This is a genomic window from Caballeronia sp. GACF4 (assembly GCF_023631025.1).
In the GTDB taxonomy this organism is placed as follows: Bacteria; Pseudomonadota; Gammaproteobacteria; order Burkholderiales; family Burkholderiaceae; genus Caballeronia.
Map to the genome: position 1 here is coordinate 147,328 of NZ_JALQDW010000018.1, position 24,791 is coordinate 172,118.

Annotated in this window: 17 protein-coding genes; 6 read left to right on the forward strand and 11 right to left on the reverse strand. The window is 64.3% G+C overall.

Translation table 11 applies throughout. The features are described from left to right. Window positions 1-16 precede the first annotated feature (16 nt). Window positions 17-703 carry an alpha/beta hydrolase gene (locus tag NCR40_RS15775; RefSeq protein ID WP_250509920.1) on the forward strand — a complete coding sequence of 229 codons (687 nt, stop codon included), beginning with the start codon at window positions 17-19 and terminating at the stop codon, window positions 701-703. Between the two features lie 115 nt (window positions 704-818). Here NCR40_RS15775 and NCR40_RS15780 read toward each other — a convergent pair whose 3' ends face one another. The 9 genes from NCR40_RS15780 to cobA all read right to left on the reverse strand — a co-directional run bounded on the left by NCR40_RS15780 (window position 819) and on the right by cobA (window position 12,929). Further along, entirely contained in the window at window positions 819-1,778 is a 960-nt protein-coding gene (locus NCR40_RS15780; RefSeq protein ID WP_250509921.1) for a nucleoside hydrolase, read from the reverse strand. Then, window positions 1,775-3,814 carry an ATP-binding response regulator gene (locus NCR40_RS15785; protein WP_250493237.1) on the reverse strand — a complete coding sequence of 680 codons (2,040 nt, stop codon included), beginning with the start codon at window positions 3,812-3,814 and terminating at the stop codon, window positions 1,775-1,777. The genes NCR40_RS15780 and NCR40_RS15785 overlap by 4 nt, the downstream gene beginning before the upstream one ends. A gap of 334 nt (window positions 3,815-4,148) precedes the next feature. Continuing rightward, window positions 4,149-4,307 carry a hypothetical protein gene (locus NCR40_RS15790; protein WP_250509922.1) on the reverse strand — a complete coding sequence of 53 codons (159 nt, stop codon included), beginning with the start codon at window positions 4,305-4,307 and terminating at the stop codon, window positions 4,149-4,151. A gap of 159 nt (window positions 4,308-4,466) precedes the next feature. After that, entirely contained in the window at window positions 4,467-7,289 is a 2,823-nt protein-coding gene (locus NCR40_RS15795) for an Hsp70 family protein (protein ID WP_250509923.1), read from the reverse strand. Further along, window positions 7,290-9,173: an Hsp70 family protein gene (locus NCR40_RS15800; protein WP_250509924.1), complete on the reverse strand. Its 1,884-nt coding sequence runs from the start codon at window positions 9,171-9,173 to the stop codon at window positions 7,290-7,292. It lies immediately after the preceding gene. Continuing rightward, entirely contained in the window at window positions 9,170-9,754 is a 585-nt protein-coding gene (locus NCR40_RS15805; RefSeq protein WP_250466727.1) for a DUF2760 domain-containing protein, read from the reverse strand. Before NCR40_RS15805 ends, NCR40_RS15800 begins: the two co-directional genes overlap by 4 nt. Window positions 9,755-10,242: 488 nt before the next feature. Further along, the gene (locus NCR40_RS15810) at window positions 10,243-11,382 is read right to left on the reverse strand and encodes a CmpA/NrtA family ABC transporter substrate-binding protein (protein WP_250509925.1); all 1,140 of its coding nucleotides are present in this window, start codon (window positions 11,380-11,382) and stop codon (window positions 10,243-10,245) included. A 20-nt stretch (window positions 11,383-11,402) separates the two neighbouring features. Beyond that, window positions 11,403-11,978 (reverse strand): ANTAR domain-containing response regulator, encoded by a 576-nt coding sequence (locus NCR40_RS15815; RefSeq protein WP_244829714.1) that lies wholly within the window; start codon window positions 11,976-11,978, stop codon window positions 11,403-11,405. Window positions 11,979-12,167: 189 nt separating this feature from the next. After that, entirely contained in the window at window positions 12,168-12,929 is a 762-nt protein-coding gene (gene cobA / locus NCR40_RS15820; RefSeq protein ID WP_250493241.1) for a uroporphyrinogen-III C-methyltransferase, read from the reverse strand. 725 nt (window positions 12,930-13,654) lie between these two features. Between cobA and NCR40_RS15825 the strand changes: the two genes are divergently transcribed. Genes NCR40_RS15825 through NCR40_RS15845 form a run of 5 tightly spaced genes read left to right on the forward strand, consistent with a single transcriptional unit; the run spans window position 13,655 to window position 21,916 of the window. After that, window positions 13,655-14,980, forward strand: coding sequence for an MFS transporter (locus tag NCR40_RS15825; protein WP_250509926.1), 1,326 nt, complete (start codon window positions 13,655-13,657; stop codon window positions 14,978-14,980). A 23-nt stretch (window positions 14,981-15,003) separates the two neighbouring features. Next, complete coding sequence (gene nirB, locus NCR40_RS15830) at window positions 15,004-17,547, forward strand: nitrite reductase large subunit NirB (protein WP_244828500.1); 2,544 nt, start codon at window positions 15,004-15,006, stop codon at window positions 17,545-17,547. Window positions 17,548-17,562: 15 nt separating this feature from the next. Further along, window positions 17,563-17,907 (forward strand): nitrite reductase small subunit NirD, encoded by a 345-nt coding sequence (nirD, locus tag NCR40_RS15835; RefSeq protein ID WP_244828499.1) that lies wholly within the window; start codon window positions 17,563-17,565, stop codon window positions 17,905-17,907. Continuing rightward, window positions 17,904-19,172, forward strand: a complete 1,269-nt coding sequence (locus NCR40_RS15840; RefSeq protein WP_250509927.1) for an NAD(P)/FAD-dependent oxidoreductase — start codon at window positions 17,904-17,906, stop codon at window positions 19,170-19,172. Before nirD ends, NCR40_RS15840 begins: the two co-directional genes overlap by 4 nt. 2 nt (window positions 19,173-19,174) lie before the next feature. Continuing rightward, window positions 19,175-21,916 (forward strand): nitrate reductase, encoded by a 2,742-nt coding sequence (locus tag NCR40_RS15845; protein WP_250509928.1) that lies wholly within the window; start codon window positions 19,175-19,177, stop codon window positions 21,914-21,916. 555 nt (window positions 21,917-22,471) lie between these two features. Here NCR40_RS15845 and NCR40_RS15850 read toward each other — a convergent pair. Both NCR40_RS15850 and NCR40_RS15855 read right to left on the reverse strand, forming a co-directional pair. Beyond that, window positions 22,472-23,992: a heavy metal sensor histidine kinase gene (locus NCR40_RS15850; RefSeq protein WP_244828493.1), complete on the reverse strand. Its 1,521-nt coding sequence runs from the start codon at window positions 23,990-23,992 to the stop codon at window positions 22,472-22,474. Next, on the reverse strand, window positions 23,989-24,702 hold the full coding sequence (locus tag NCR40_RS15855) for a heavy metal response regulator transcription factor (RefSeq protein ID WP_244828488.1): 714 nt from the start codon (window positions 24,700-24,702) through the stop codon (window positions 23,989-23,991). The genes NCR40_RS15850 and NCR40_RS15855 overlap by 4 nt, the downstream gene beginning before the upstream one ends. Window positions 24,703-24,791 lie beyond the last annotated feature (89 nt).

The window sequence follows — 24,791 nt, forward strand, 5'->3', positions numbered from 1 at the left end:
TCAAGGGAGTGATTGCATGTCCGCACAACCGTACGATCCATCGGTAGTGGAAGTCGAAACCGCGCCGGACCCCGAGTTCGCGGTGATCCTCATGCACGGACTCGGCGCGGATGCCAACGACTTCGTGCCGCTCGTGCCCGAACTGCGTCTGGCCGATGCCCCCGCCATGCGCTTCGTGTTTCCGAACGCGCCGGAGATTCCCGTAACCGCGAACAACGGCTACGTGATGCGCGCGTGGTACGACATCCTGTCGTTCGAAGGTATCAACCGGCGCGTGGACGAGGCGGGCATCGAGACGTCTGTGGCCTTCGTGCGCGAACTCGTCGCGCAGCAGAACGCGCGCGGCATCGCCTCCGAGCGCATCTTTCTCGCCGGCTTTTCGCAGGGCGGCGCAATGACCTATCAGGCGGGGCTCACGCATCCGGAAAAGCTCGCGGGGCTGATCGTGCTGTCGGGTTATATCCCGTCGAAAGGCTTGATCGATGCCTCGTTCAGCGATGCGAACCGCGACACGCCGATCTTCGCCGCGCACGGCAGCTTCGACGACGTACTCAACGTGCGGCTAGGCGAGGAAGCCGTGGAATTCGCGCGCGAGCAGGGCTGTACGGTGGAATGGAATACGTATCCGATGCCGCATTCGGTCTGCATGGAGGAAGTGGAAGCACTGCGCGAGTGGCTGGGTGCGCGCTTGCGCGAGGGTTGAAGCGCCGCGTTGGTATGCCCGCCGATCCGCTTCGGCGAGGTGGAAGCCGCAGCGCGTCGGCATTGCCGCGGCGCGCGCCGGTTGCATGAAAGAAGCGGCGCACTAGACAAGCACGTCAGCCGCGCAATGTCCGAGCAAAGAGTTCGAGCACCGCGTCCGCATTGACGCCGATACACGCGTCGCACGATGGCCGCGTGTCCCAATCCGGCGCGCTGGCACGCATCGACGTGGGCTTTTGCACAGTCAAACCCGCCGCGATACCTTCGGTCAGCACGCGCACCGGCCCGCTTCTCGTCGTGAACAGTTCGCGCGCGACGACGAAAGCGGCCGCCGAATAATCGTGTGCGTAGATGCCGCGCGTCTCGCCGTCGTTCGCGTGAAAGCGCTCGTAAAAGCGCGAGACGTTCCATACGAACCGGCCGGCATCGCCTGCGCTGTCCCGCACATCGGCGAGAAACGCGTTCGTCATCACGGTTTCATGCGTTACATCGAGCCCGACGATCGACACCTTCCACGGCGCGCCGAAGACGATATCGGCCGCTTCCGGGTCGCCATGGATGTTCGCCTCGGCGGCGGGCGTCACGTTGCCGAGCGCGCCGTTGTAACCGAACGCGCCGCCCATGACGACGACCTCGCGCACGAGCGATGCAATCTCCGGATCGTCTCTTAACGCGAGCGCGAGATTCGTGAGCGGCCCGACCGCGAGCAGCGTGATTTCGCCCGGCTCCGCGCGCACCTTCTCGATGATGAACCGATGTGCCGCGCGCCCGTCCTCCTTCACCGTGACGGCTTCCGTGCGCTCGACGTTGCCGAGCGCATCGTCGCCGTGGATATGCGGAATAGGTTCGGGCGCGGCGCGTTGCAAAGGCGCCGCCGCACCGCGCGCGACCGGCACATTCGGCGCGAAACGCGATGCAAGATAGAGCGCGTTGGCGGTCGTCGTATGGATATCCGCATTGCCGAACACGCTCGTGATGCCGATGAGTTCGATCCGCGGATGCAACGTCTGAAACACGAGCGCGATAGCGTCGTCGATACCGGGGTCAGTGTCGTAGATGACCTTGTGCACACTCATGCGATGGCTGCCTCGCAAGCGCTCTGGCCGGCGGCTGCGTTCGGCATCAACGCGACCATGCCGCGGCGCAATTCCGCCGGGCTCACGGGCTTGCTCAGCACGTCCTGCTCGCACGCGAGCGGCACGATGGTGGCCGACGGTTCGCCCGTCACGACCAGACACGGACACGGACGGCCGAGCCTTGCGGTGCCCAGCATGGCTACTTCGCGCGCGGTCTTGGAGTCGCGCAGGCGGTAGTCGGTGATGATGAGATCCGGGAAGCGCTCGATGTCCGCGAGAATGGTTTCGAACTCGTCGAAGGTCGCGGCGGAGTCGTAAAGCACGCCCCATTGCGAAAGCAGCGCCTCGGTGGATGCGCGCACGAGGCCGTCGTCTTCCACGAGCAGCACGTAGCGCCCGCTCAGCGCCGCCGCTTCGTTCGCCTCGGACAATGCAGGCGCGCGCGTGGACGGCTTGTCGAGCGTCGGTCCGCACTGCGGCATTTCCAGTGAGAAACGCGAACCGCGCCCTTCGGTGGACTTGAGCTCGATGCGGTGTTCGTCCAGCATCGAAATGACCGCATTGACGATAGACAGGCCGAGTCCCAGCCCCTTGTCGCGATCTTGCTCCGGGTTGTCGACCTGGAAGAAGGGCTGGAAGATGGCGTCGAAATAATCGGCCGGAATGCCGATGCCGTTATCCAGCACGTCGATGCGCGCCCGCGTCGGCGAGCGCACCACGCCGACGATCACGGTGGGCTTGGCGGTCTTGCTGGCGCTCTTGCTTTGATCGGCGTACTTGATGCCGTTCGAGATCAGATTGGCGATGGCGCGTCCGAGCCAGTGCGCGTCGCTTCGCACGCAGACGACTTCCGACTTCGGCAGCCGCAGCCGCAAGTCGACGCCACGGCTCATGGCGAACGGACGCAATTGTTCGACGGCTTCCTCGATGGTTCGCCGCACGTCGAACACGTGATAGCGCGGCACCACGCGGCCCGATTCGAGCCGCGAGAGATCGAGCACGGCATTCAAGAGCCGCGCCAGAATGATTGACGAGCGCCCGCATTCGTCGATGAGCCGTTCCGCCTGCTCGAACTCGCCGTTGCGGATGGCCTCGGCGGCGGCTTGCAGGAACAGGTTGAGCGCGTGCATTGGCTGGCGCAGATCGTGGGTCGCGGCGGCGAGGAAATTGGACTTCTCGCGGCTCGCGGTTTGCGCGGCGATCATCTGCTGTTCGCGCAACGCGAGCAATGCCGTGGTCTTGTTCTCCTGGTCCTTCCTGGAGATCTCCAACTCGTCGTTCTTGCGCGCGAGCGAGCCGTTCGCGGCGCGCAGTTCGTCGTTGAGCGAGGCGAGCGCGCGTTCGGCGGAAAAGCGTTCGCGCGAGACGCGTTCGGCGTGCACGCAGACGCCGTGGCCGACCACGATCACGTTGAACATATAGAACAGTCCGGCAAAGAAATTCTCCGGATTGAGCAGATGCGCGGTGAGCTGCAGCACCACGATCGACGCCATGGTGACGATGCCCGCCGTCAGCACGACCCGCGAGCGCAGATAGAAGAAACTGAACTGCACGAAGAGCGCGAGGCACAGCCCCGTGAAATGCTGCGTGTAGTTATAGGGCGAGGGCGTGATCGCGAAGAGCGCGAGGATCAGACACAAGAGCCCGTAGATGCCCGTGAGGATGACCTTCTCGGACATCGCGTGCGAGCGGAACGAGGGCCGCAGGACGAGACAGCATTCGAGAATCAGCAACACGATGCCCGCAAAGCGGATTGCCAGAATGTCGGACAGGCGCCCGTTCAGCGCGCTGTTGCCTTGCGAAAAACTGAAGTCCCACCAGAGGAAGCAGGTCCAGATGACGAGCGCGAGCAGCGCGGATGCGCGCCTGAACGCGCAGAAGCGCTGCGCGTGATCTTCGAGGAATTGCGCTTCCAGCGCGCGGTCGGCGAAAGCGGCCGGAATGGAAAGATTGCGAACGAGACTGAGCCCCGCTTCTCGCGCGGCGGAGAAAATCTCGGGAGTGCGCACACGTTCGGCGCGTTGAGGGACGGCCATCGCTTGTTCGAGTCGCGGTTTCGGGGATATCTACTGTAGGCCAACTTGGTCTTACCAATACGCCTTTTTTTAGGCATCAACCGTTAAAAACGGAAATTAATGCGAGCTTTTGGCGGGCGGACGCTGAAAAAAGATGGCTTTGGACGGCAGCGGCGGGGAAGGAGGAGAGAGTCGACGCGCAAAGCAACCGGTGCATCTCGGAACCGGATCAGTCGAACGGCGAGCCGGGCATGCCTGCTCGCCGTATCGAAGGACGGCCACGACAGATGCCCCCCGCGCGATGACGAGGGCTAACCGTACCGCGCGAGAGTGCGCGATACCGCGCCTCGCGCATTCACGATTTCGGTTTGGCCTTGGTGCTGCGTTTGGCGACCTGCGTTTCGTTGGCGCCCGCTGCCTTGGGCGGCGATGCCTTGGGACCGGCCGTTTTCTTGCGGCTCGACATTTCGGTTTCGGCGGGATTGCTCGCTTGAGCCTTGCGTGGGGATGGCATGATGACCTCCTTCAGTGTGTGTCCAGGACGAACACACTGATAACCATAGGACGCGCATAGCCGGGAATCAAGACGGCGCAAGGCTTTCGCGCCGTCTTTCGCAAAAAGCTTCTGAGAGCGAAGCAATTCGCGGTCTCGACGCGCCGCATCGACGCCAGTTCAGCCGATGAGCTTGAGCCCTGCCGGCAACGCCTCGCCGAACACGCGGCCTTCGTCGGCGCGATCGAGCGTGACGACTTCGCGGACCATGGCGATCCACGCTTCCGCCGCGCCCATCATCTCCAGGCGCTGCACGACGGCGGCGCGGATGTCGTCGGGAAGGTCGCGCGAACGGTCGCCCGTCATGCGCGCGATCTGCACGGCCGCGAACGCCGCCGGATCGACCTTCTTCCAGTCGAGCGCGAGGATCGCGCCGAGCCAGGCGGTCGCCGTCTCGGGCGGCACGACGCCATGCGCGCTGCCGTAGAACGGCTGCCGCGCGCCGATCCGCCCGACCGCCCACCAGCTCTGCACGTTCTCCGAAGGCTTCTTCAGCCGCGTGAGCAGCCATTCGCCGGTTTCGATCTTGCGCGCGACCGGCACGCGTTCGAGCGATGCCGCGAGCCGCACCATGTCTTCATAGCCCGCGCGCGCAGCGCCCGCCGCGCGCCGATAGCGGCTCGTGCCGGGCGGCTGAAGCACGAAGGCCATGTCGTCGAGCAGGCGCAGTTGCGCGGCTTCGGGCAGACCGCCTGCCGCGCGCCGCCATAGCGTCCACCATTCGGACCAGATCTGGCTTTCGTTGCCGTACTGGATGCCCTGGTCGAAGAGCGTCCACAATTGCTCGACGCGCCAGCCATCCAGCGGATGACCGAAGCCCGGCCGCAAGCAATAGCCCGTCAGGTTGAGCCACAGCCGTTCGTGATCGGCGGAACGGCGGCGGCGTTTCGCGCGGTCCCACAGCGCGCCGTAAAGCTCGCGCAAGAGCGCGAGATCCCAGCTATCGCGCGGGCCGAGCGCCTGTTCGAGCAGCGCGCGCAGGCGCTTGATCTCCTTCGGGCCGACGTCCTGCGAACGCGCGCCGAAAGTGCGGTCGATCAGATCGATGGCTTTTGGCAACGCAGGATGCGTTTCGCTTGCCGCCGCGTCGTTCGACGCATTCTCCCGGCGCAATTGAAATTCGAGCAGCCAGCGTTTGGCGGGATCGTCGGTGGCGATGCAGTGCATCTCCAGCGTGCCGACTTCAGTGAGCGAAGTCGTCAATTGCACGGGCGTCTCGTTGGGCTTGTGCGCGTGATTCGCCTCCTGGCCGCGCGGATCGACGACCGTGGCGATGGGCGGCAAGCGCACGAAGTCGCCGGCCGAGGCGCTGACATCGGCGATCTCGCCTGCCTTGAACGTCGCATCCGCCACCGATGACACCAGGTGAAAGCGCACCGGCGCGCCGAGCCGCAACGCGAAGGTGCGGTCCGCCAGATGGATGGCCTGACCTTCCTCGGTGCCGCGCGGCAGCACGCAGACGCCGCGCTCGCCAGCGTCGCTCGTGTCTTCGTCGAGCAGCAGGAAGTAGCTGCGTGCAGAGCCGCCGCCGATCTTCGGTGCGCGGCCCGCGCGCGCGAGCGCATAGGCGACCGCGCCGCGCGCCACGGCAACGTCCGGATCGTGATTGGCGAGCACGTGGACCGGCGCGCCGCGCCAAGAACCGAGCGCCTCGGCGATACGGCTCGCAAGCGGTTCGGCGCGAAACACGCCGCCGTTCAGGAGCAGCGTGTCGGGAACGGGCAAGCTGGCTTGGTCAGATGCCGCTTCGCCCAACGCCTCGCGCGCCTGCGTGGCATGTTGCGCGAGAAACGCCGCGACGTGCCGCGTGACGCCGGCATCGCTTGCATAAGGCAGCCCGAATTCGACGATACCCCCGCGCGCGCGACGCGGACGCTCGTCGGGCGCGACCATCGGAAAGAAGCCATCGACGATGATCCGCGCGATCTCCTCGCGCGTCACTTCCGTGGAGCGCGCGCCGCCGATCAGCTTCGAGCCCGCGCCGAGCAGCGTGATCGTGGCCTTGTCCGGCGCGTTGGCGCCGAGCAATTGCTCCTTGGCCGCGCGGCAACGTTCGACGAGTTGCGAAAGACGCGCGGCGGAGAGGCGCTCCTGATCGTTGCCGGCAAGGCGCCGCTCCACCAGATGCGCAAGCGCCAGGTCCATGTTGTCGCCGCCGAGCATCAGGTGGTTGCCCACGCCGATGCGCGTCAGGCGCGGCTCCGGGCCGTCCATCGCGACCTGGATCAGCGTGAGGTCGGTCGTGCCGCCGCCGACATCGCAGATGAGCACGAGCCGCGTGGCCGCGAGTTCATCGGCGAGCTTTTCGCGATGGTGAAACAGCCAGTCGTAGAACGCCGCCTGCGGTTCTTCCAGCAGGCGCAGCGCCGTAAGCCCGGCCATGCGCGCCGCTTCGAGCGTGAGGGCGCGCGCGCCTTCATCGAACGATGCGGGCACGGTGAGCACGAGGTCCTGCGCTTCGAGCGGCGAGCCCGGAAAGCGATGGTTCCACGCCGCGCGCACATGCGCGAGATAACTCGCGCTCGCGGCGACGGGCGAGATCTTTTCGATGTCGTCGCCCGCGCCCCACGGCAGAATTGGCGCGACGCGATCCACCGAAGCATGCGAGAGCCAGCTTTTCGCGCTCGAAACGAGCCGCCCCGGAACCTGCGCGCCCAGCACGCGCGCGAGCTGGCCGACCACTTCGGGCTCTGCCCCGGCGTTTGCGTCACGGGGCCACGGCAACTGCAAGTCGCTCGCGTTCAGTTCTCCCGCCGCCGCGTGATACCGCAAAGACGGCAGGAGCGGGCGCGCCGCCACTTCGCCCGGACTCACGAGCTGTTCCATCTCGAAGACGCGAATCTCGTCCGAGCCCGCTTCGGCATAGGCGACGACGGTATTGCTCGTCCCCAGATCGATACCGACGCGATAGCGCGCGCCCGCCGCCTTCTTACGCGCCGGCACTTACAGGCCCATGCCCGAGTCGGCGCTCACGCCGCCGCGCATGTCGAACTCGACCTTCCAGCGCTCGGACGATCCGCGCGGCACGGCTTCGAGTTCGAGCGTGCCTGCCTCGGTGATGCGCGCGTGCAGCTTGACCGGCACGACTTCGCCGGGCGTGCGCCCTTCCGATGGCAGCGATGCCTCGATCTCCTCGAGTTCCTGCAGTTCGTCCGGCTGCCAGTATTCGAGCAGCGTGCCCACCTCGTCCTGACGGCGCACCGACGAGCCGAAAAAGCGGAAATGCACCGGCTCTCCGACCACGAGCCCGAACTCCTGCGCGGGCAGCGCGGCCTCCGTGCCTTCCTCCATGCCGAAAGGCGCCACGCACAGTGCCTGCACGGGCGGTTCGAGTCCGGGCACGGCAGGCATTGCCGACTCGACCGCGACGTAGTATGCGCGTGCCGTGCCGCCACGAATGCGCACGCCCTTGCCGCGCCGAACATAGCCGTAATAGGCCGCGCCGCGTGCCACCGCCAGATCGAGGTCCGCGCCTTCGAGCAGACGCGCGGCGGGCGCGTTCTCGGCGGCGAGCCATGAATTGAGCGTGGACATGACGCGCTCGACCAGGAGCGGCGACTTGAACACGCCGCCGTTGAAGAGCACCGCGGTCGGATGCAGCAGCGTCGCGCCTTGCGGGGCTTCGTGCGGCAAGCCTTCGATTTCCGCGAGCGCGTTCACCTGACGGCCGAGGAACGCGGCGAGGTGACGCGTCACGGCGGCATCCTGCGCATAGGGCAGACCGAGTTGCGTGAGACCGGCGCGTGCGCGGCTGACCGGGCGCGCGCTGCCATCGACTTGCGGGAAGAAGCCTTCGAGCAAGATCTGCGTGAGTTCGGCGCGCGTGAGCTCGGTGCGCAGCGAGCCGCCGATCAGCTTCGAGCCACGGCTCGGCACGACGAGCGGCACGGTTTCCGTGTCCGGATGGGTGAGCAGCGTTTCCTTGGCCGAACGGCACGCATAAGTGAGCGCGCGCAGTTGCCACGGATCGGGTTGTGTGCCGGCGGCCGTGAGCTTGCGCGCGACGATATGCGCGAGCGCCAGGTCCATGTTGTCGCCGCCCAGCAGGATGTGTTCGCCGACCGCGACGCGATGCAGTTCGAGATTGCCTTCACGCTCAACCACGGCGATCAGCGAGAGATCGGTGGTGCCGCCGCCGACATCGACGACGAGAATCACATCGCCCACTTTCACTTGCTTGCGCCAGCCGCCCGTCGACTTCTGAATCCAGCTGTAGAGCGCGGCTTGCGGTTCTTCGAGCAGTGTCATGCGCGCATAGCCGGCCGCCGCCGCGGCTTCGGCGGTGAGTTCGCGGGCGGCGGGGTCGAAGGAAGCGGGAATCGTCACGGTGACGTCCTGCTGATCGAAAGGCGCGTCCGGATGCGCGTGATTCCATGCCTCGCGCAAGTGCGTGAGATAGCGCACCGAGCTTTCGAGCGGCGAGACGCGTTCGACTTCCTCGGGAGCATCGGCGGGAAGGATGGCCGCGCGACGATCCACGCCCGGATGGCAGAGCCAGCTTTTCGCGCTGGAGACGAGGCGGATGGGCGTGCCAGCGCCCCGGCTGCGCGCCAGCTCACCGACGATAAACGGCCGCTCCTGCGTCCACGGCAAGGTCAGATCGCCGGGCGCGAGTTCGCTCGGATGCGGCAGATACAGAAACGAAGGCAGCAACTCGCGCTCCTCGGCCGCGCCAGGCGCCGTCAATTGCGCGATGGACAGCACGCCTTGCGCGGTCTTCTCGCCGTCGCTTGCGGACAAGTCGACGTAGGACAGCGCGCAGTGCGTGGTGCCGAGATCGACGCCGATGGAATAGCGCGGCGCGTACTCTTCGTGATGATCGCTCATAGCTCCACCTCGGCCGGTGCGACGATGCTCGCGTCGTGTTGGTCCGCGAGCTTCGGCAGACGTGTTTCAGCGACCTTCCAGCCGCGATGGCTGAGATTGCCCGAGAACGGCGGCTTGCCGACGACGTTGCCGGTCACCCGCACGGCGCTGGCGTCGAAACCTTCGGGCAGCGTGATGCGGCTGCCTTCGGCTTCGTTGCGCACAGGCTGGATGGTGAAATGTTCGCGCAGCACCGAGCGGCAGCCGTCGTGCACGAGACGCGCGGCCGCGCCGATATCGGCGTCGCTGTAGTTGGCGATGTCTTCCTCGACGAAATCGATGAAGCGGGCGTCGCGCTGCAAAAGGCCGAGCAATTGCAAGGCGGCGACGGGGCTCGATTCCTTCAGCGGCGACGGCGCGGGCTTGGGCGCGACCGGCGCGGTTGCTACCGGCGCGGCGGCGGGCACGGGCGCTTCCGGCGCATGCGGGGCTTCGCGCAGGCGCTGCACGCGGCCGGCGAACGCGCCGTTGCCGAGCACGCCGAAGAACGCTCCGAAGGCAATGCCTATCCTGCCGAAGAAGGACGGATTCATGTCGGTCATGTGTTTGATGCTCCTTGTGGCTGCTTGCGAGGACGACCTATCCTCGGCGGCGCTGGTGGCCGGTGGCGGCGCGGTTCTGGTGTGCGGAAAACGGCAGCCGATGCCGCGAGCGGCGGCACGGCAGGCCGTTTGAGCGCGGTTGCGTGAGCCGAAGCACGCGACGAGAACGTCAGCGCGTTTCGATCCGTATCCCGATATTGTCCATGATGTTGGCGCCGGGGCGCTAAAACCCGCCCGCGAGGGTCGCGCGGCGGCGCCCATTCTCTTGATTTAGGCGCTTAAGTCAAGGCTTGGCGGGATCGAGACGGCTTGATCGTGGCGCGGAGGCCGAGTCGCCACTGAACATTGCGTTGGCTGGCGTGCTCACGACCGGGTCGAACCGACGTGCATGCAAGCTGGCGTACGGCGTGTCCTGGTCGCTTGCGACGTTTGCGCCTGGCCCTCGCGCCGGCCGATGCAGTTTCGCGAGACGAGACAACAGCCCGCGCTCAAGCCTTCACATCGAAGCCCGCGAGATAACCGGCCGTATCGCCGCCATCCCAAACGCGTCCATCGCACAAGGTCGCTTTTCGATACTCGTCCGGCACACTTACGCCTGCCGCCAGCGCCGCCTCGCGATACAACGCCGTCTGGTTCACTGCCGACGCAATGGCGGCATCGTCGTGTTCACCGGAAAGCATCCCCCAGCGCCGATACTGCGTGATGAACCACGAGCCATCCGACACGCGCGGAAAGTTCACCGCGCCCTTGTCGAAGAAGCGCACGGGAAGCGCGCGCGCGTCGCCGCCATCGGCAGCAGCCAGCCGGCTTTCGATGAGCGCCGCCGGGACGCCAAGCAACTCCGCCGAAGCCAGCGCCCGCGAAATCTCCACGCGATGCTCGCGCGCGTCGAGCCACGCGCATGCGTCGAGCAGCGTACGCACCAGCGCCCGCGCGCTATTCGGATACAGCGCGACGAAATCGCGCCGGCACGCAAGGACCTTCTCCGGATGATCCGGCCAGACTTCGCTCGTGTACGCAACCGTGCGTCCCACGCCGCGCGCTTCGGCCACCGCATGCCACGGCTCGCCCGCGCAGAAGCCGTCGAGCATGCCTTCGGCCATCGCATCGGCCATGCGCGGCGGCGGAATCACGACGCTTTGCACGTCGCGCAGCGGATGCACGCCATTCGCCGCCAGCCAGTAATACAGCCACATCGCATGCGTGCCGGTCGGGAAAGTCTGCGCAAGCACGGGCGGGCGGTCGAGCGACGCCAGCGCATCTTTCACGCTCGCGCCATTCCGAATGGCATCGGCGAGCGGGTTTGAAAAGGTGATCGCCTGACCGTTGCGGTTGAGGACCATCAGGACGCCCATGTCCGCCTGCGGCCCGCCGATGCCCAGTTGCACGCCATACACGAGCCCATATAGCGCGTGCGCGGCGTCGATCTCGCCGGAAAGCAGCTTGTCGCGCACGGCGGCCCACGAAGGCTGACGGCACAGTTCGATACGGATGCCGTGGCGCCGCCCCATCTCGTGGATGGCCGCGACGGCAAGCGGCGCGGCGTCGCTCAACGCGACGAAGCCGAGCCGCAAATGCGTGCGTTCGGGCAACGCGGACGGGGATGTATTCGTTTCGGGCAAGTTCATGGTCTGTGCAATGTGCTTGGTCAGGGCAGCAAATCCGCGACCGAGAGAAGCTGGCGCGCGATCTCCGCGACTTTCACGCCCTGGTCCATCGCGCGTTTGCGCAGCATGGCGTAGGCGTCGTTCTCGGACAGGCCGCGGCGATCCATCAGCAGCCGCTTCGCGCGGTCGATGATCTTGCGCTCCGCAAGCTCGTTCTCCACTTGCGCGAGCCGCTGCCGCAACTGCGCCTCGTGTGCGAAGCGAGCAAGCGCGACTTCGATGATCGGTGCAAGCCGCGCGGGCGCGAGCCCTTCCACGGAATACGCTGTCACGCCCGCGCCGACGGCGGCGCGAATGAACTGCTGATCGGCGTCGTTGCTGAACATGAGCACGGGACGCGGCGCGGCCTTGTTCATCACCGCGAGCTGTTCGAGTGTGTCGCGCGAAGGCGAATCGGTATCGATGATGACGACATCCGGCTTCTGGCTCTCCACGGCCGCATGCAGCGCGGAAGGCGCGGCGACCTCGGCGAGCATGTCGTAACCGAGACGCGCCAGCTGCTCGCGCAAGTCGCCGATGGGCTTGGCGGTGTCGGTGACGAGCAAGACGCGCAACATGGATGGAGCAGGAGTCATGCGGGAAACGGTCGGAACGAAGGCATACGCGATACGTTCGACTCTAACGCGCGCCAGGCCGCTTGAGAACCTGGCCGAATGGCATAGGCAATACGGCGTGCGAATGTGCGCGACCGGCGTCTTTCGTTGCGACGAACGCGCGGATTCAACGTTGCATCGCGAGCTATTCGTTCAAGCGGCATGCGCGAGACCTTGCCTGGAATGGCACGCGAATTCGACGGCTTCGCCTATCGCGCCGCCAATCAGAATGACGGCGGGGCTGCCGAGTCCGGCGGCGGTGGCGTCGGCGGCGAGACGATCGAGCGTGGTGACGAGGCGCTTCTCATCGGGCGATCCCGCGTGCTGCACGACCGCGGCCGGTGTATCGGCACGCAGCGCCAGGAGCAACGCCTGAGCGATGCTCGCAATGCGGCTCATGCCCATGTAGATGGCGAGCGTCGTGCCGGTGGCGGCGAGCGCGGCCCAGTCCGGTTGACTGTGATCCTGCATGTGCGCCGTGACGAAGGTCACGCCCTGACAATGATCCCGATGCGTCAGCGAAATGCCGAGCCCCGCTGCCGCCGCGAATCCCGACGACACGCCGTTCACGATATCCACAGCAATGCCTGCATGGCGTAGCGCCGAAATTTCCTCGCCCGCGCGGCCGAACAGCAGCGCATCGCCGCCCTTTACGCGCACCACGTGCAGGCCCTTTCTCGCATAACGCTGCATCAGACGTTCGATGAACGCCTGCGGTGTCGACCGGCAACCGCCGCGCTTGCCGACGCGAATCACGCGCGCGTTGGGCGCAAGCGTGACGATCTCTGGATTGGCGAGGTCGTCGAGCATGAGGATGTCGGCGGCGGCGAGCGCCTTGGCCGCGCGCAAGGTCAGCAAGTCGAGATCGCCGGGACCCGCGCTCAGGAGGGTGACTTTGCCTTCAACGTGATTCATCGTGTTCTCTTTCGTCTCGGGGCGAGATGACTCGCCTGTATCGGTGGGGCGCATCGGCGCGGCGGGACGAAATGCAAAAAGCGTCCGCCCGTGTCGTTGCACGAGGGGACGCCGTTGTCCTTGGGCCTTGGTCGATGCATGCATCGGTCGATGTATGCATGCTTTGCGCTGCTGCCAGCGCCGTTGCCGGCAGCGCTTCGAGCAATGCAATAAGCGGGCCATTTGCGCCGGGAACGCGCTTGCGTAGATGTCGCGAGGGCTTGCGCCTCGACGCGCGCATCACGTCGCACCGCAAGGAGGCACTGTCGATGTGCAGCCGGCACCCGAACAGCGCGCGCATGCCTCGATGCGTTGCCAAACGCATGGCGTGCATGGCGTCCCGCGTTCATTCGCACGATTAACCAGACGGTTCAAAAATAAGCGACGTTCGCACGCCATCAGTGCTGCGCCGCACCAGCGATGTGCCCGCGCGCATCAAAACGCGACGCGGAGCCAATGCGCGCTGCCGGTGCAGGATCGCTCGAACGCTTATTCCGCATGGTTGTGAGCTGCATGCGTTCAACATGGCATATCCCTTGCCTTATGTTCCGCCATCGGATCAACGGCGATCCGTCCTGATTACAGCGCCCGGCAGGTTAAAGCCATGCGGGCATCGGACAACGGCGTCCCCCGCATCGGCTTTCCGGCTGATGCGCGGGACGCCTTTCTTTTTTGGCGGAAAGACGATGGACAAAGCCACCCGGATCGATCTCTTCAGCATGCGCACGGCGCCGATGCGCGCCTTCCATCTCACATGGATGGCGTTCTTCGTATGCTTCTTCGCTTGGTTCGCTTGCGCGCCGCTGATGCCGCTCATCAAGCGCGAATACGGCCTCTCCAACGACCAGGTCGCCAACCTCAATATCGCGGCCGTGGCCGTGACCATTCTCGTACGTCTGATCGTGGGCCCGATGTGCGACCGCTTCGGCCCGCGCAAGGTCTATAGCGCGCTGTTGCTCGCAGGCGCGGTGCCGGTGTTCGGCGCGGCGCTTTCCACGGGCTACGACAGCTTCCTGTGGTGTCGTCTTGCCATCGGTGCAATCGGTGCGAGCTTCGTCATCACGCAATACCACACGTCGGTGATGTTCGCGCCGAACGTCGTCGGCACCGCGAACGCCACGACCGCGGGCTGGGGCAACGCAGGCGCAGGCGCGGCGCAAGCTCTCGTGCCGATGCTGGTTGCCGCCGCGATCGCGTTGGGCGCAGGCGCGGCATCGTCGTGGCGCATCGCGCTGATCGTGCCGGGTATCGCCATGCCTGTGATGGCGTACTTTTACTGGCGCTATACGCAAGACTGTCCGCAAGGCAACTTCACGCTACTGCGCGAACTGGGCGTTGCCATCGACGGCGGCAAGAAGGGCGGCTGGCAGAGTTTCGTGACCGCATGCTCGAACTATCGCGTGTGGATGCTGTTCGTGACCTACGGCGCGTGCTTCGGCGTGGAAGTGTTCATCCACAACATGGCGGCCGTGTATTACGTCGATCACTTCAAGCTCTCGCTCGGCGCGGCAGGACTGGCGGCAGGCAGCTTCGGTCTGCTCGCGCTCTTTGCCCGCGCGCTCGGCGGCTGGCTTTCCGATAAAGCGGCCGCGCGCCGCAGCCTCGATATTCGCGCGACCTTGCTGTTCGTACTGATCGCGGGCGAAGGCATCGGTCTTTATGCGTTCGCGCATGCCGAAGGCGTCGCGCTCGCCATCGTATCGATGCTCATCTTCGGTCTCTTCACGCATATGGCTTGCGGCGCGACCTACGCGCTCGTGCCGTTCATAGACCGCAAGGCGCTGGGCGGCGTGGCTGGCGTGATCGGCGCGGGCGGCAACGTCGGCGCGGTCGCGGCGGGCTTCCTCATGAAAGGCGTGGGCAATGCGCAAGCCACGCTCTCGATGCTCGGCGTGATGGTCGGAGGCGCTGCACTGTGCGCGCTGGCCGTGCGCTTTACCCCGGAACACAAGGCACGCGAAGCCGCGTTGCGTGAAAGCGCGCTCGCGGGCAACAACCGTGTAGCTGGTTAAGTCATCACTCAGGCAGAGTCCCCATGAAAATCGTCGTCATCGGCCACGGCATGGTCGGCCACAAGTTCCTCGAATGTCTCGCCGAAAGCGGGCATGACACGCTGCAAGTCACCGTGCTCTGCGAAGAACCGCGCGCGGCCTATGATCGCGTTCATCTGACCGAATTCTTTTCGGGCAAGTCGGCCGATGAGCTTTCGCTCGTGCAGGAAGGCTTCTTCGATCGCTCGGGCTATGCGCTTCAGCTCAATGCGAAAGCCGTCGCGATCGATCGCGCGGCGCGTACCGTGACCGCATCCACGGGCGAAGTGCTGCCCTACGACAAGCTGGTGCTCGCAACGGGTTCGTATCCCTTCGTGCCGCCCGTCGAAGGCAAAGAGCGCGCGGGATGCTTCGTGTATCGCACGATAGAAGATCTCGAAGCGATGCGTGCCTTCGGTGCGAAATCGAAAGTCGGTACGGTCGTCGGCGGCGGTTTGCTTGGTCTCGAAGCGGCGAAGGCGTTGCGCGATCTCGGGCTCATCACGCACGTCGTCGAATTCGCGCCGCGTCTGATGGCCGTGCAAGTGGACGACGGCGGCGGACGCGTGCTGCGCAGCAAGATCGAGGAACTGGGCGTGACGGTGCACACGGGCCGCAACACGCTTGCCATCGTCGATGGCGAGGGTGCTGCGAATCGCATGAATTTTGCCGATGGCGCGCATCTCGATACCGACATGATCGTGTTCTCCGCGGGCATTCGTCCGCGTGACGATATCGCGCGTGCGGCCGGTCTCGAGATCGGGCCGCGCGGTGGCATCGTGATCGACGACGCATGCCGCACGAGCGATGCGGATATCTACGCCATCGGCGAATGCGCGCTGTGGCAAGGGCAGTTGTTCGGCCTCGTCGCGCCGGGTTACGACATGGCGCGCATCGTCGCGAAGCAGGTCATTGGCGCGGACGACGCCATGTTCGCGGGCGCGGACATGAGCACCAAGCTCAAGCTGATGGGCGTGGACGTGGCGAGTATCGGCGACGCACATGGCAAGACGCCGGGCAGCCGCTCGTATCAGTTCAGCGACGAGCGCAAGCAGATCTACAAGAAGCTGGTCGTGTCCGATTGCGGCAAGTTCCTGCTGGGCGGCGTGATGGTCGGCGACGCCACTGAATACGGCACGCTTTTGCAGATGATGCTCAACAAGATCGAGCTGCCGGAAGCACCCGAATTCCTGATCTTGCCGCAAAGCGACGGCAAGGCGAAGCCCGGCCTGGGCGTCGAAGCCTTGCCCGATGCCGCGCAGATCTGTTCGTGCAACAACGTGAGCAAGGCGGAAATCTGCGCGGCGGTGTGCGCGGGCGCGACGAGCATCGGCGCGTTGAAGAGCGCATGCAAGGCGGGCGCATCGTGTGGCGGCTGCGTGCCGCTCGTCACGCAGGTGCTGAAGAGCGAGATGAAGCGCCAGGGGCTCGCGGTCAACAACCATATCTGCGAACACTTCCCGTATTCGCGCCAGGAGCTTTATCACATGGCGCGCGTGGAAGGACATCGCACGTTCGGCTCGATGCTCGCGAAGCATGGCAAGGGTCTGGGCTGCGATATCTGCAAGCCTGCCGTGGCCAGCATTCTCGCTTCGTGCTGGAACGAGTTCGTGCTGAAGAAGGAGCATGCGGGCCTGCAGGATTCGAACGACTACTACCTCGCCAACATTCAACGCGATGGCACGTATTCCGTCGTTCCGCGCATGCCGGGCGGCGAAGTCACGCCCGATGGTTTGATCGCGGTCGGACAAGTGGCGAAGAAGTACGGGCTCTATACGAAGATCACGGGCGGCCAGCGCGTCGACATGTTCGGGGCGCGCGTGGAGCAGTTGCCCTTCATCTGGGAAGAGCTGATCGCCGCGGGCTTCGAATCGGGACATGCCTATGGCAAGTCGCTGCGCACGGTGAAGTCGTGCGTCGGTTCGACATGGTGCCGCTATGGTGTCGGCGATTCGGTCGGTCTCGCCATCGCGCTGGAAAACCGCTACAAGGGGCTGCGCACGCCGCACAAGATCAAGTTCGGCGTCTCGGGTTGCACACGCGAATGCGCGGAAGCGCAGGGCAAGGATATCGGCGTCATCGCGACGGAGAAGGGCTGGAACCTTTACGTCTGCGGCAACGGCGGCATGAAGCCGCGTCACGCCGAACTGCTCGCATCCGATCTCGACGAAGTCACGCTCATTCGCTACGTCGACCGCTTCCTGATGTTCTACGTGCGTACGGCGGACCGCCTGCAACGCACGAGCGTGTGGCGCGACAACCTCGAAGGCGGCCTTGATTATCTCGTCGATATCGTCGTGAACGACAAGCTCGAACTCGCCGCCGAACTCGAAGCGGAGATGCAACTCGTCGTCGATACGTACGAAGACGAATGGAAGAAGGCCGTCACCGACCCCGAAACGCGCAAGCGCTTCCGTCACTTCGTCAACAGCGACAAGAGCGACGAGAACGTGACCTTCGTGGAAGAGCGCGGCCAGATTCGTCCCGCGACGCCCGAGGAACGCAAGCTGAAGCTGATCGACATTCCTGTCGTCGTCGAAACCGTTTGAGCGCTGGAGACCACCATGAATGACCGCATTGAACAGGACTGGACCGAGATCTGCGCACTCGATGACATCGTGCCCGACACCGGCGTCTGTGCGCTTTTCAAGGGCGCGCAGGTGGCCGTGTTTCATGTGGCGGGCGACGAGCAGAGCGTCTTCGCCATCGACAACTTCGATCCGCATTCGCAGGCGGCGGTGCTCTCGCGCGGTATCGTCGGCAGCTTGGGCGAGCGCATTGTCGTGGCATCGCCGATCTACAAGCAGCACTTCGATCTGCGTACCGGCGAATGCCTCGAAGCGCCGGAGCGCTCCGTGACCGCGTATCGCGCACGCGTGGCCGGCGGCAAAGTGTGGATTGCCGCATGAAGACGGAATATGCGGTTGCGGCTGGCGCGGCCGATGTACCGATGGTGCAGGCGCGTCAGCGTCTCGTCGTGATCGGCAACGGCATGGCGGGCATGCGCACGGTCGAGGAATTGCTGAAGATCGCGCCCGAGCTGTACGACATCACCGTGTTTGGCGCCGAGCCTTACGGCAACTACAACCGCATTCTGCTTTCGCCCGTGCTTGCAGGCGAGAAGAGCGTGGACGACATCATCCTCAATACGCGCGAATGGTATCGAGCCAATGACATCACGCTGCATGCAGGCGACGCCGTGGTCGGAATCGATCGCGTGCGGCGCATCGTGCGCTCGGCAAGCGGTATCGAGGCGCGCTACGACCGACTTCTGATAGCGACGGGTTCGAAGCCGTTCATCATTCCCGTGCCGGGTTGCGATCTTCCGGGCGTGATCGCGTTTCGCGACATTCAAGACGTGGAAAAGATGCTGGCGGCATCGCGCGATCATCGTCACGCGGTGGTGATCGGCGGCGGCTTGCTCGGTCTCGAAGCGGCCAACGGTTTGCAACGTCAGGGCATGTCGGTGACGGTCGTGCATTCGAGCGAAAGCCTGATGGACCGTCAACTCGATGCGAGCGCGTCCACGTTGCTCAAGCGTTCGCTGGAAGCCAAGGGTCTGCGTTTCGCGATGGCCGCGAGGACGACGGAGATCGTGGGCGATGAACGCGTGACGGCGGTGCGCTTTGCCGATGGCCGCGAGATCGAAGCTGATCTCGTCGTGATGACCGCGGGCGTGCGTCCCAACATCGCGCTCGCGAAGGAAGCGGGACTGCACTGCGAGCGCGCGATCGTCGTCGACGACACCTTGCAGACTTACGATCCGCGCGTCTATGCAGTGGGCGAATGCGTGCAGCATCGCTCGGCTACGTTCGGTCTCGTGGCGCCGATCTGGGATCAGGCGCGTGTGGCCGGCGCGCATCTCGCGGGCGCGGGACATCGCCGTTATGTGCAGCGCGCGACCGCGACCAAGCTGAAAGTCACGGGCGTCGATCTTTACTCGGCGGGCGATTTCATCGGCGACGATTCGTCCGAAGACCTCGTGCTGCGCGATCCGCGTCGCGGCGTCTACAAGCGTCTCGTGTTGCAGGCGGGCTGTGTGATCGGCGCGGTGCTGTATGGCGACGTGAAAGACGGCGCATGGTATTTCGAGCTGATTCAGAACCGCACGGATGTCTCGCATCTGCGCGGACGTTTGTTGTTCGGCAAGACGCTTTGCGAAGCGCAAGCATAGATATGAACGCGAGAATCCCCATCATTCCGGTTCAGGCGGCTGCCGTTCGCACGACATGTCCTTATTGCGGCGTGGGTTGCGGCGTTGTGGCGACACCGCGCACGGCTATCGACGTGGCGATTGCTGGCGACGAAACACATCCGGCCAACTTCGGCCGCTTGTGCGTGAAAGGCTCGGCACTCGGCGACACGGTGAGCCTCGAAGGACGTCTGCTCAAACCGAAGCTGCGCGACGGTCAAACCGGCGCGCTCGCCGATGTCTCCTGGAGCGATGCCATCGGCACCGTGGCGAGCGGATTCGCTCGCATCGTCGAACGTCACGGTCCGGATGCGGTCGCCTTCTACGTATCGGGGCAATTGCTCACGGAGGACTATTACGTCGCCAACAAGCTGATGAAGGGCTATATCGGCAGCGCGAACATCGATACGAACTCGCGGCTTTGCATGTCGTCGTCGGTGGCGGGACACAAGCGCGCGTTCGGCGAAGACCTCGTGCCGCTGAATTACGAAGACCTCGAACTCGCCGATACCATCGTGCTCGTCGGATCGAATACGGCATGGTGTCATCCAATCCTGTTTCAGCGCATCGTGAAGATGAAGGAAGCGCGGCCGGACGTGAAGATCGTCGTGATCGATCCGCGCCACACGGCAACGTGCGAGATGGCCGATCTGCATCTGCCGCTCAAGCCCGGCAGCGATGTGCGGCTGTTCAACGGCCTGTTCGCGTTTCTGGCGGAGCATGGCGCATCCGATTCCGCTTTCGTCGATGCACACACCAACGGCTTCGATGCCGCGCTCGCGGCAGCAGGACCGCCCGATCTCGCGCAGACCGCGAAGGACTGCAAGCTCGATGCGCACGATCTGATGACCTTCTATCGGCTCTTTGCGCGCACCGAACGCGTGGTGACGGTTTATTCGCAAGGCGTGAATCAATCGAGCGCGGGGACGGACAAAGTCAACAGCATCATCAACTGTCATCTGTTGACAGGACGCATTGGCAAGCCAGGCATGGGACCGTTTTCCTTCACGGGACAACCGAACGCGATGGGCGGGCGCGAAGTGGGCGGCCTTGCCAACACGCTGGCGGCGCATCTCGAACTGGATAGCCCGTTGCATCGCGAGATCGTGCAGACGTTCTGGGCGTCGCCTGCGATTCCCGAACGCGCCGGATTGAAGGCCGTCGATCTGTTCGACGCCATCGAAGCCGGCCGCGTGAAAGCACTATGGATCATGGGCACGAATCCGGTCGTGAGTCTGCCGGACGGCGACCGCGTGAAGCGCGCGCTTGCAAAGTGTGAACTGGTGGTGAGCTCGGACATCATCGAGCATACGGATACCAACGCTTGCGCCGATGTGTTGCTGCCCGCGCTCGGCTGGGGCGAGAAGGACGGCACCGTGACCAACTCGGAGCGCCGTATCTCGCGGCAGCGCGCGTTTCTGCCGGCACCGGGCGAAGCGCGCGCCGACTGGCGGATCATGTGCGATGTCGCGCGTCGCATGGGCTTTGCGGGCTTCGACTTCCAGGCGCCGCATGAAATTTTCGATGAACACGCGCGTTTGAGCGCGTATCGCAACGACACGGAGACGGGCGTTTATCGCGCATTCGACATCGGCGGACTAACGCAACTTGGAGAGCAAGACTACGACCTGCTCGAACCCGTGCAATGGCCGCTGCGCTCGAAAGACGACACCGGCAGCGCGCGACTTTTCGAGGAACGACGCTTCAGTCATGCCGATGGGCGCGCGCGTTTCATCGCAACGCCGCCGCGCGATCCGGTCAACGCGCCCGATGCCGACTATCCTCTTATTCTCAACACGGGCCGCGTGCGCGACCAATGGCACACGATGACGCGCACCGGGCGTTCGGCGAAGCTCGCCGGGCATATCAGCGAATCGTTCATCGACATGCATCCGCAGGACGCGCTTGCATACGGCGTGCGCGAAGGAGAGCTCGCGCGCGTGACGAGCCGCTGGGGTTCGATGATCGCGCGTGTTCAATTCGGCGGCGGCATGTCGCGCGGCAGCGTGTTCGTGCCGATCCACTGGAACGATCAGGTTGCCTCGGATGCGCGCGTCGGCGCGGTGGTGAATCCGGTCGTCGATCCGGTATCGGGCGAGCCCGAGTTCAAGCACACGCCTGTGTCGATCGAGCAATTCCACGTGACATGGCACGGCTTCGCGCTTTCGCGACGCGCGCCCGCGCTCGATTCCGTTACGCACTGGACGCGCGTGCACGGCGCGCGTTTCGTGCGCCATGAACTGGCGGGACGCAATCGTTTCGATGCCGCGCATGACGATCATCACGACTGGGCGCGCGCGCTCTTTCGCATTGACGATCCGCATGCGGACTGGATCGAATACGAGGACAAAAGTGCGGGCGTGTATCGCGCGGCGCATGTGGTGAACGATCGCATCGAGAGTTGCGTGTTCGTTTCCGAGCGCCCCGACTTGCCTGCACGCGCTTGGCTTGCGAGTCTCTTCGAGAAAGAGCGTCTCGACGATGAAGACCGCGCGAGCCTTTTGCTCGGCCAGCCGATAGGCAAGGGCGAGGACACAGGACCGACAGTCTGCTCGTGCTTCGGCGTCGGGCGCAACACGATCTGCAAGGCGATTCAGGACAAGGGTCTGAAGACGGCTGCGGAGGTCACCGCTTGCGTGAAGGCCGGCGGCAACTGCGGATCGTGCGTGCCGGAGTTGAAGAAGCTGATCGTCGAAACGGAGATGGCTCGGTTGAGCACGGTTTGATTTGTCATTTGACGGCTGCGGCAAGAAGCGGGCGCCTCGGCGCCCGTTTTTACTTCATGCAGTCTTCCAATAAGCGCCCTGTGAGCGCTGTCGAACCAAACATCTGATGAATCAGCGCGATTTCAGCGCAAATGTTGGTTCCCCCGCCAATTCCTTTCGCGATTCTCCTTACAGTCCTTTCCCACAGGCGCATCGACAAAAATGAGCGTCAGCGGGCATCGTCGAATGGCTATAGGGATTGAAACGAAGGCACGGTTATTTCGGATGGCGAATGAGTTTCTTGGTGACGCTTCCACGCTATAGGGCACACGAAGCGAAGCTTGCCGCCATTGCAATAGCCATTGCAATAGCCGTTGCCATTGCCGCGACGAAACCGACGTCGCAAACCGCTCGGTAACACCGTTGGAACTCCGGAGGCAACCAGGCAAGGTGGCGTTTCTGGAGCATGGAGATGTGCTTCACAGCCGTCTCTTCTTTTTGGGTTGGCTCGGATGTGGATACATCGGAAGGGCCAACCCTTTTTTTTGACATCGCGGGAAAGCACCGCGAGAACAATCAGCCCGTGGAATGCCGTTCCGAAAGGCCCATCGCAATGCGCGCCTGCTGCGCATGCTCGGCGGATAACGGCGCCCCGGCCGATGCTCCGCCTTCGCTCATGGGCCGATGCTCATTGCCGAATCGCGCCACCGAGAACGCGAACGTGTTGATGCCCTTGGCACTCGTCGCCGATACCGTGCCGCGATGCATTTCCGCCACGGCCTTCACGATAGCCAGTCCCAGCCCGTGATTCTCCCGGCTGTTGGTGCGCGAGCTTTCGGCGCGATAGAAACGATCGAACAGATGCTCCATGACAGGCGGCGCGATCTGCTCGCCGGGATTAGCCACCGCGATCCGCACGCGCCCATGCTCGCGCGCGATGTTGACCGAGATAGTCGCGCCCGGCGCGCAATGCTGAATGGCGTTCATCACGAGATTGGAAAGCGCGCGGCCGAATAGCGACGTGTTGACGAAGGCGCGTGCATCGCCGCTTGCCGTCGCGCGCACTTGCGCTTCTTCGAGCGGTATCTCCAGAAACTCCAGCGTGCGGCTCACTTCCGCCGCGAGCGACACTTCGACGAGCCCCGTTGCGCGTTCGCCCTGATCGGCACGCGCGAGGAACAGCATGTCGTTGATGATCGCGCGCACGCGCTCGAACTCTTCGAGATTCGACTGCAACGTATGACGCAATTCTTCGATCGGCCGGTCGCGCGTGAGCGCCACTTCCGTCTGGCCGATGAGAATGGTGACGGGCGTGCGCAACTCGTGCGCGACATCCGCATTGAACGATTCGAGCCGTCCATACGCGTGATCGAGCCGTTCTAGCGCGCCGTTGAATGACTTCGCGAGGTCTTCGAGTTCAAAGGGCAACGAGCGCGTGTTGAGCCGCTGCGAGCGATTGTTCGGACTTACGTTCTGCGCGTCGCGTGTCAGACGCGTCAAGGGCGCAAGGCCCAGTCGCGCCACCGAATAGCTGAGGAACAACACGGCGACCGTGGCGAGCGCCGTCAATGCGGCAAGCGCAAGCCCGAAGGCGCGCATGGTCCGCACGTTCGGCGAACAGTCCACGGCCACGAAAAGCTGCAACGGCGGACGGTCCATATACGGCGGAATGGTCAGCGTGGTCATGAGCATTTCATACGCGCGGCCTTCGGGCTGGAAGTGCCCGTAATGGTCCTGCACGCGCTTGATCTGATCGCGCAAGGGCGGTGCGCCGTAGTTATAAAGGCCGTCGTTGCTGGCCACGGCGAACATCGTGGAGCCGTCACGCGGCGTGATGTCCGCGAGCTTCTCCTTGGCCATCTTCCACTTGTCGGGGTTCGATACGTGCGAGACGATCAGCCGTGCGATCTCCGCGCGATTGTCGAGCGAGTCGCGCAGATGCTGTTCGAGCTGCACACGCAGCACGAGAAAAAGCCCGGTGCCCACGAGCGCGAACACGAACAACGCGACGACCGCGAACATGACCGCAAGCCGCCGCGCAATGGATCGCTGCGAGCGCGGTTCGCCGTCGCCGGATTTGGCCCACTGCACGTTCATGATGTTCTCGCGTCTTCCCTGGTTTCCCGCGTGTCGCGTGCTTCGCGCACTTCGAGCACGTAGCCCATGCCGCGCACGGTATGCAGGAGTTTGGTGCGAAACGGCCCGTCGAGCTTGGCACGCAGCCGCTTGATGGCGGTTTCCACCACGTTGGTATGACTTTCGAAATCCACTTCCCAGACGAGTTCGGTGATGGCCGTCTTCGACAGGATATCCCCATGACGGCGCGCGAGCACGCTCAGCAGCTGAAATTCCTTCGCGGTGAGATCGAGGCGCACGCCGTCACGCGTGGCGCGTCTGCCGATCAGATCGACGTAAAGATCGCCCACGGAAATGAGCGTGGATTCCTGCGCGCGCGTGCGCCGTGCGAGCGCGTGCAGTCGCTCGACGAGTTCGAGAAACGAAAAAGGCTTGGTGAGATAGTCGTCCGCGCCCTCGCGCAGACCGCGCACACGGTCATTGATATGATCGCGCGCCGTGAGCATGATGACCGGCGTCGACTTCTGCAGACGCAGCGCCTTCAGCACCGCGAAGCCATCGCGGCGCGGCAGCATGACATCGAGCACGACCACGTCGTAATCGTATTCGATGGCCAGATGCGTGCCTTCCTCGCCGTCCATCGCGACATCGACGACCCAGCCTTGCTCGGTCAGTCCGGAGCGCAGGTAATCGACTACCTTGTGTTCGTCTTCCACTATCAGGACTTTCATGCCTGCCTCTTCAAGGGGTTTGCTTACCGCTCGCTTGCTTATTGTTATAGGTGATTACTATACGATCCTCACGTCTAACATGCTTGCAT

Excerpts from the sequence above, each read along its gene's own strand:
- NCR40_RS15775 (WP_250509920.1), top strand. The coding sequence starts at position 17 with ATGTCCGCACAACCGTACGATCCATCGGTAGTGGAAGTCGAAACCGCG.
- NCR40_RS15780 (WP_250509921.1), bottom strand. The coding sequence starts at position 1,778 with ATGAGTGTGCACAAGGTCATCTACGACACTGACCCCGGTATCGACGAC.
- NCR40_RS15785 (WP_250493237.1), bottom strand. The coding sequence starts at position 3,814 with ATGGCCGTCCCTCAACGCGCCGAACGTGTGCGCACTCCCGAGATTTTC.
- NCR40_RS15790 (WP_250509922.1), bottom strand. The coding sequence starts at position 4,307 with ATGCCATCCCCACGCAAGGCTCAAGCGAGCAATCCCGCCGAAACCGAA.
- NCR40_RS15800 (WP_250509924.1), bottom strand. The coding sequence starts at position 9,173 with ATGAGCGATCATCACGAAGAGTACGCGCCGCGCTATTCCATCGGCGTC.
- NCR40_RS15805 (WP_250466727.1), bottom strand. The coding sequence starts at position 9,754 with ATGACCGACATGAATCCGTCCTTCTTCGGCAGGATAGGCATTGCCTTC.
- NCR40_RS15810 (WP_250509925.1), bottom strand. The coding sequence starts at position 11,382 with ATGAACTTGCCCGAAACGAATACATCCCCGTCCGCGTTGCCCGAACGC.
- NCR40_RS15815 (WP_244829714.1), bottom strand. The coding sequence starts at position 11,978 with ATGTTGCGCGTCTTGCTCGTCACCGACACCGCCAAGCCCATCGGCGAC.
- cobA (WP_250493241.1), bottom strand. The coding sequence starts at position 12,929 with ATGAATCACGTTGAAGGCAAAGTCACCCTCCTGAGCGCGGGTCCCGGC.
- NCR40_RS15825 (WP_250509926.1), top strand. The coding sequence starts at position 13,655 with ATGGACAAAGCCACCCGGATCGATCTCTTCAGCATGCGCACGGCGCCG.
- nirB (WP_244828500.1), top strand. The coding sequence starts at position 15,004 with ATGAAAATCGTCGTCATCGGCCACGGCATGGTCGGCCACAAGTTCCTC.
- nirD (WP_244828499.1), top strand. The coding sequence starts at position 17,563 with ATGAATGACCGCATTGAACAGGACTGGACCGAGATCTGCGCACTCGAT.
- NCR40_RS15840 (WP_250509927.1), top strand. The coding sequence starts at position 17,904 with ATGAAGACGGAATATGCGGTTGCGGCTGGCGCGGCCGATGTACCGATG.
- NCR40_RS15845 (WP_250509928.1), top strand. The coding sequence starts at position 19,175 with ATGAACGCGAGAATCCCCATCATTCCGGTTCAGGCGGCTGCCGTTCGC.
- NCR40_RS15850 (WP_244828493.1), bottom strand. The coding sequence starts at position 23,992 with ATGAACGTGCAGTGGGCCAAATCCGGCGACGGCGAACCGCGCTCGCAG.
- NCR40_RS15855 (WP_244828488.1), bottom strand. The coding sequence starts at position 24,702 with ATGAAAGTCCTGATAGTGGAAGACGAACACAAGGTAGTCGATTACCTG.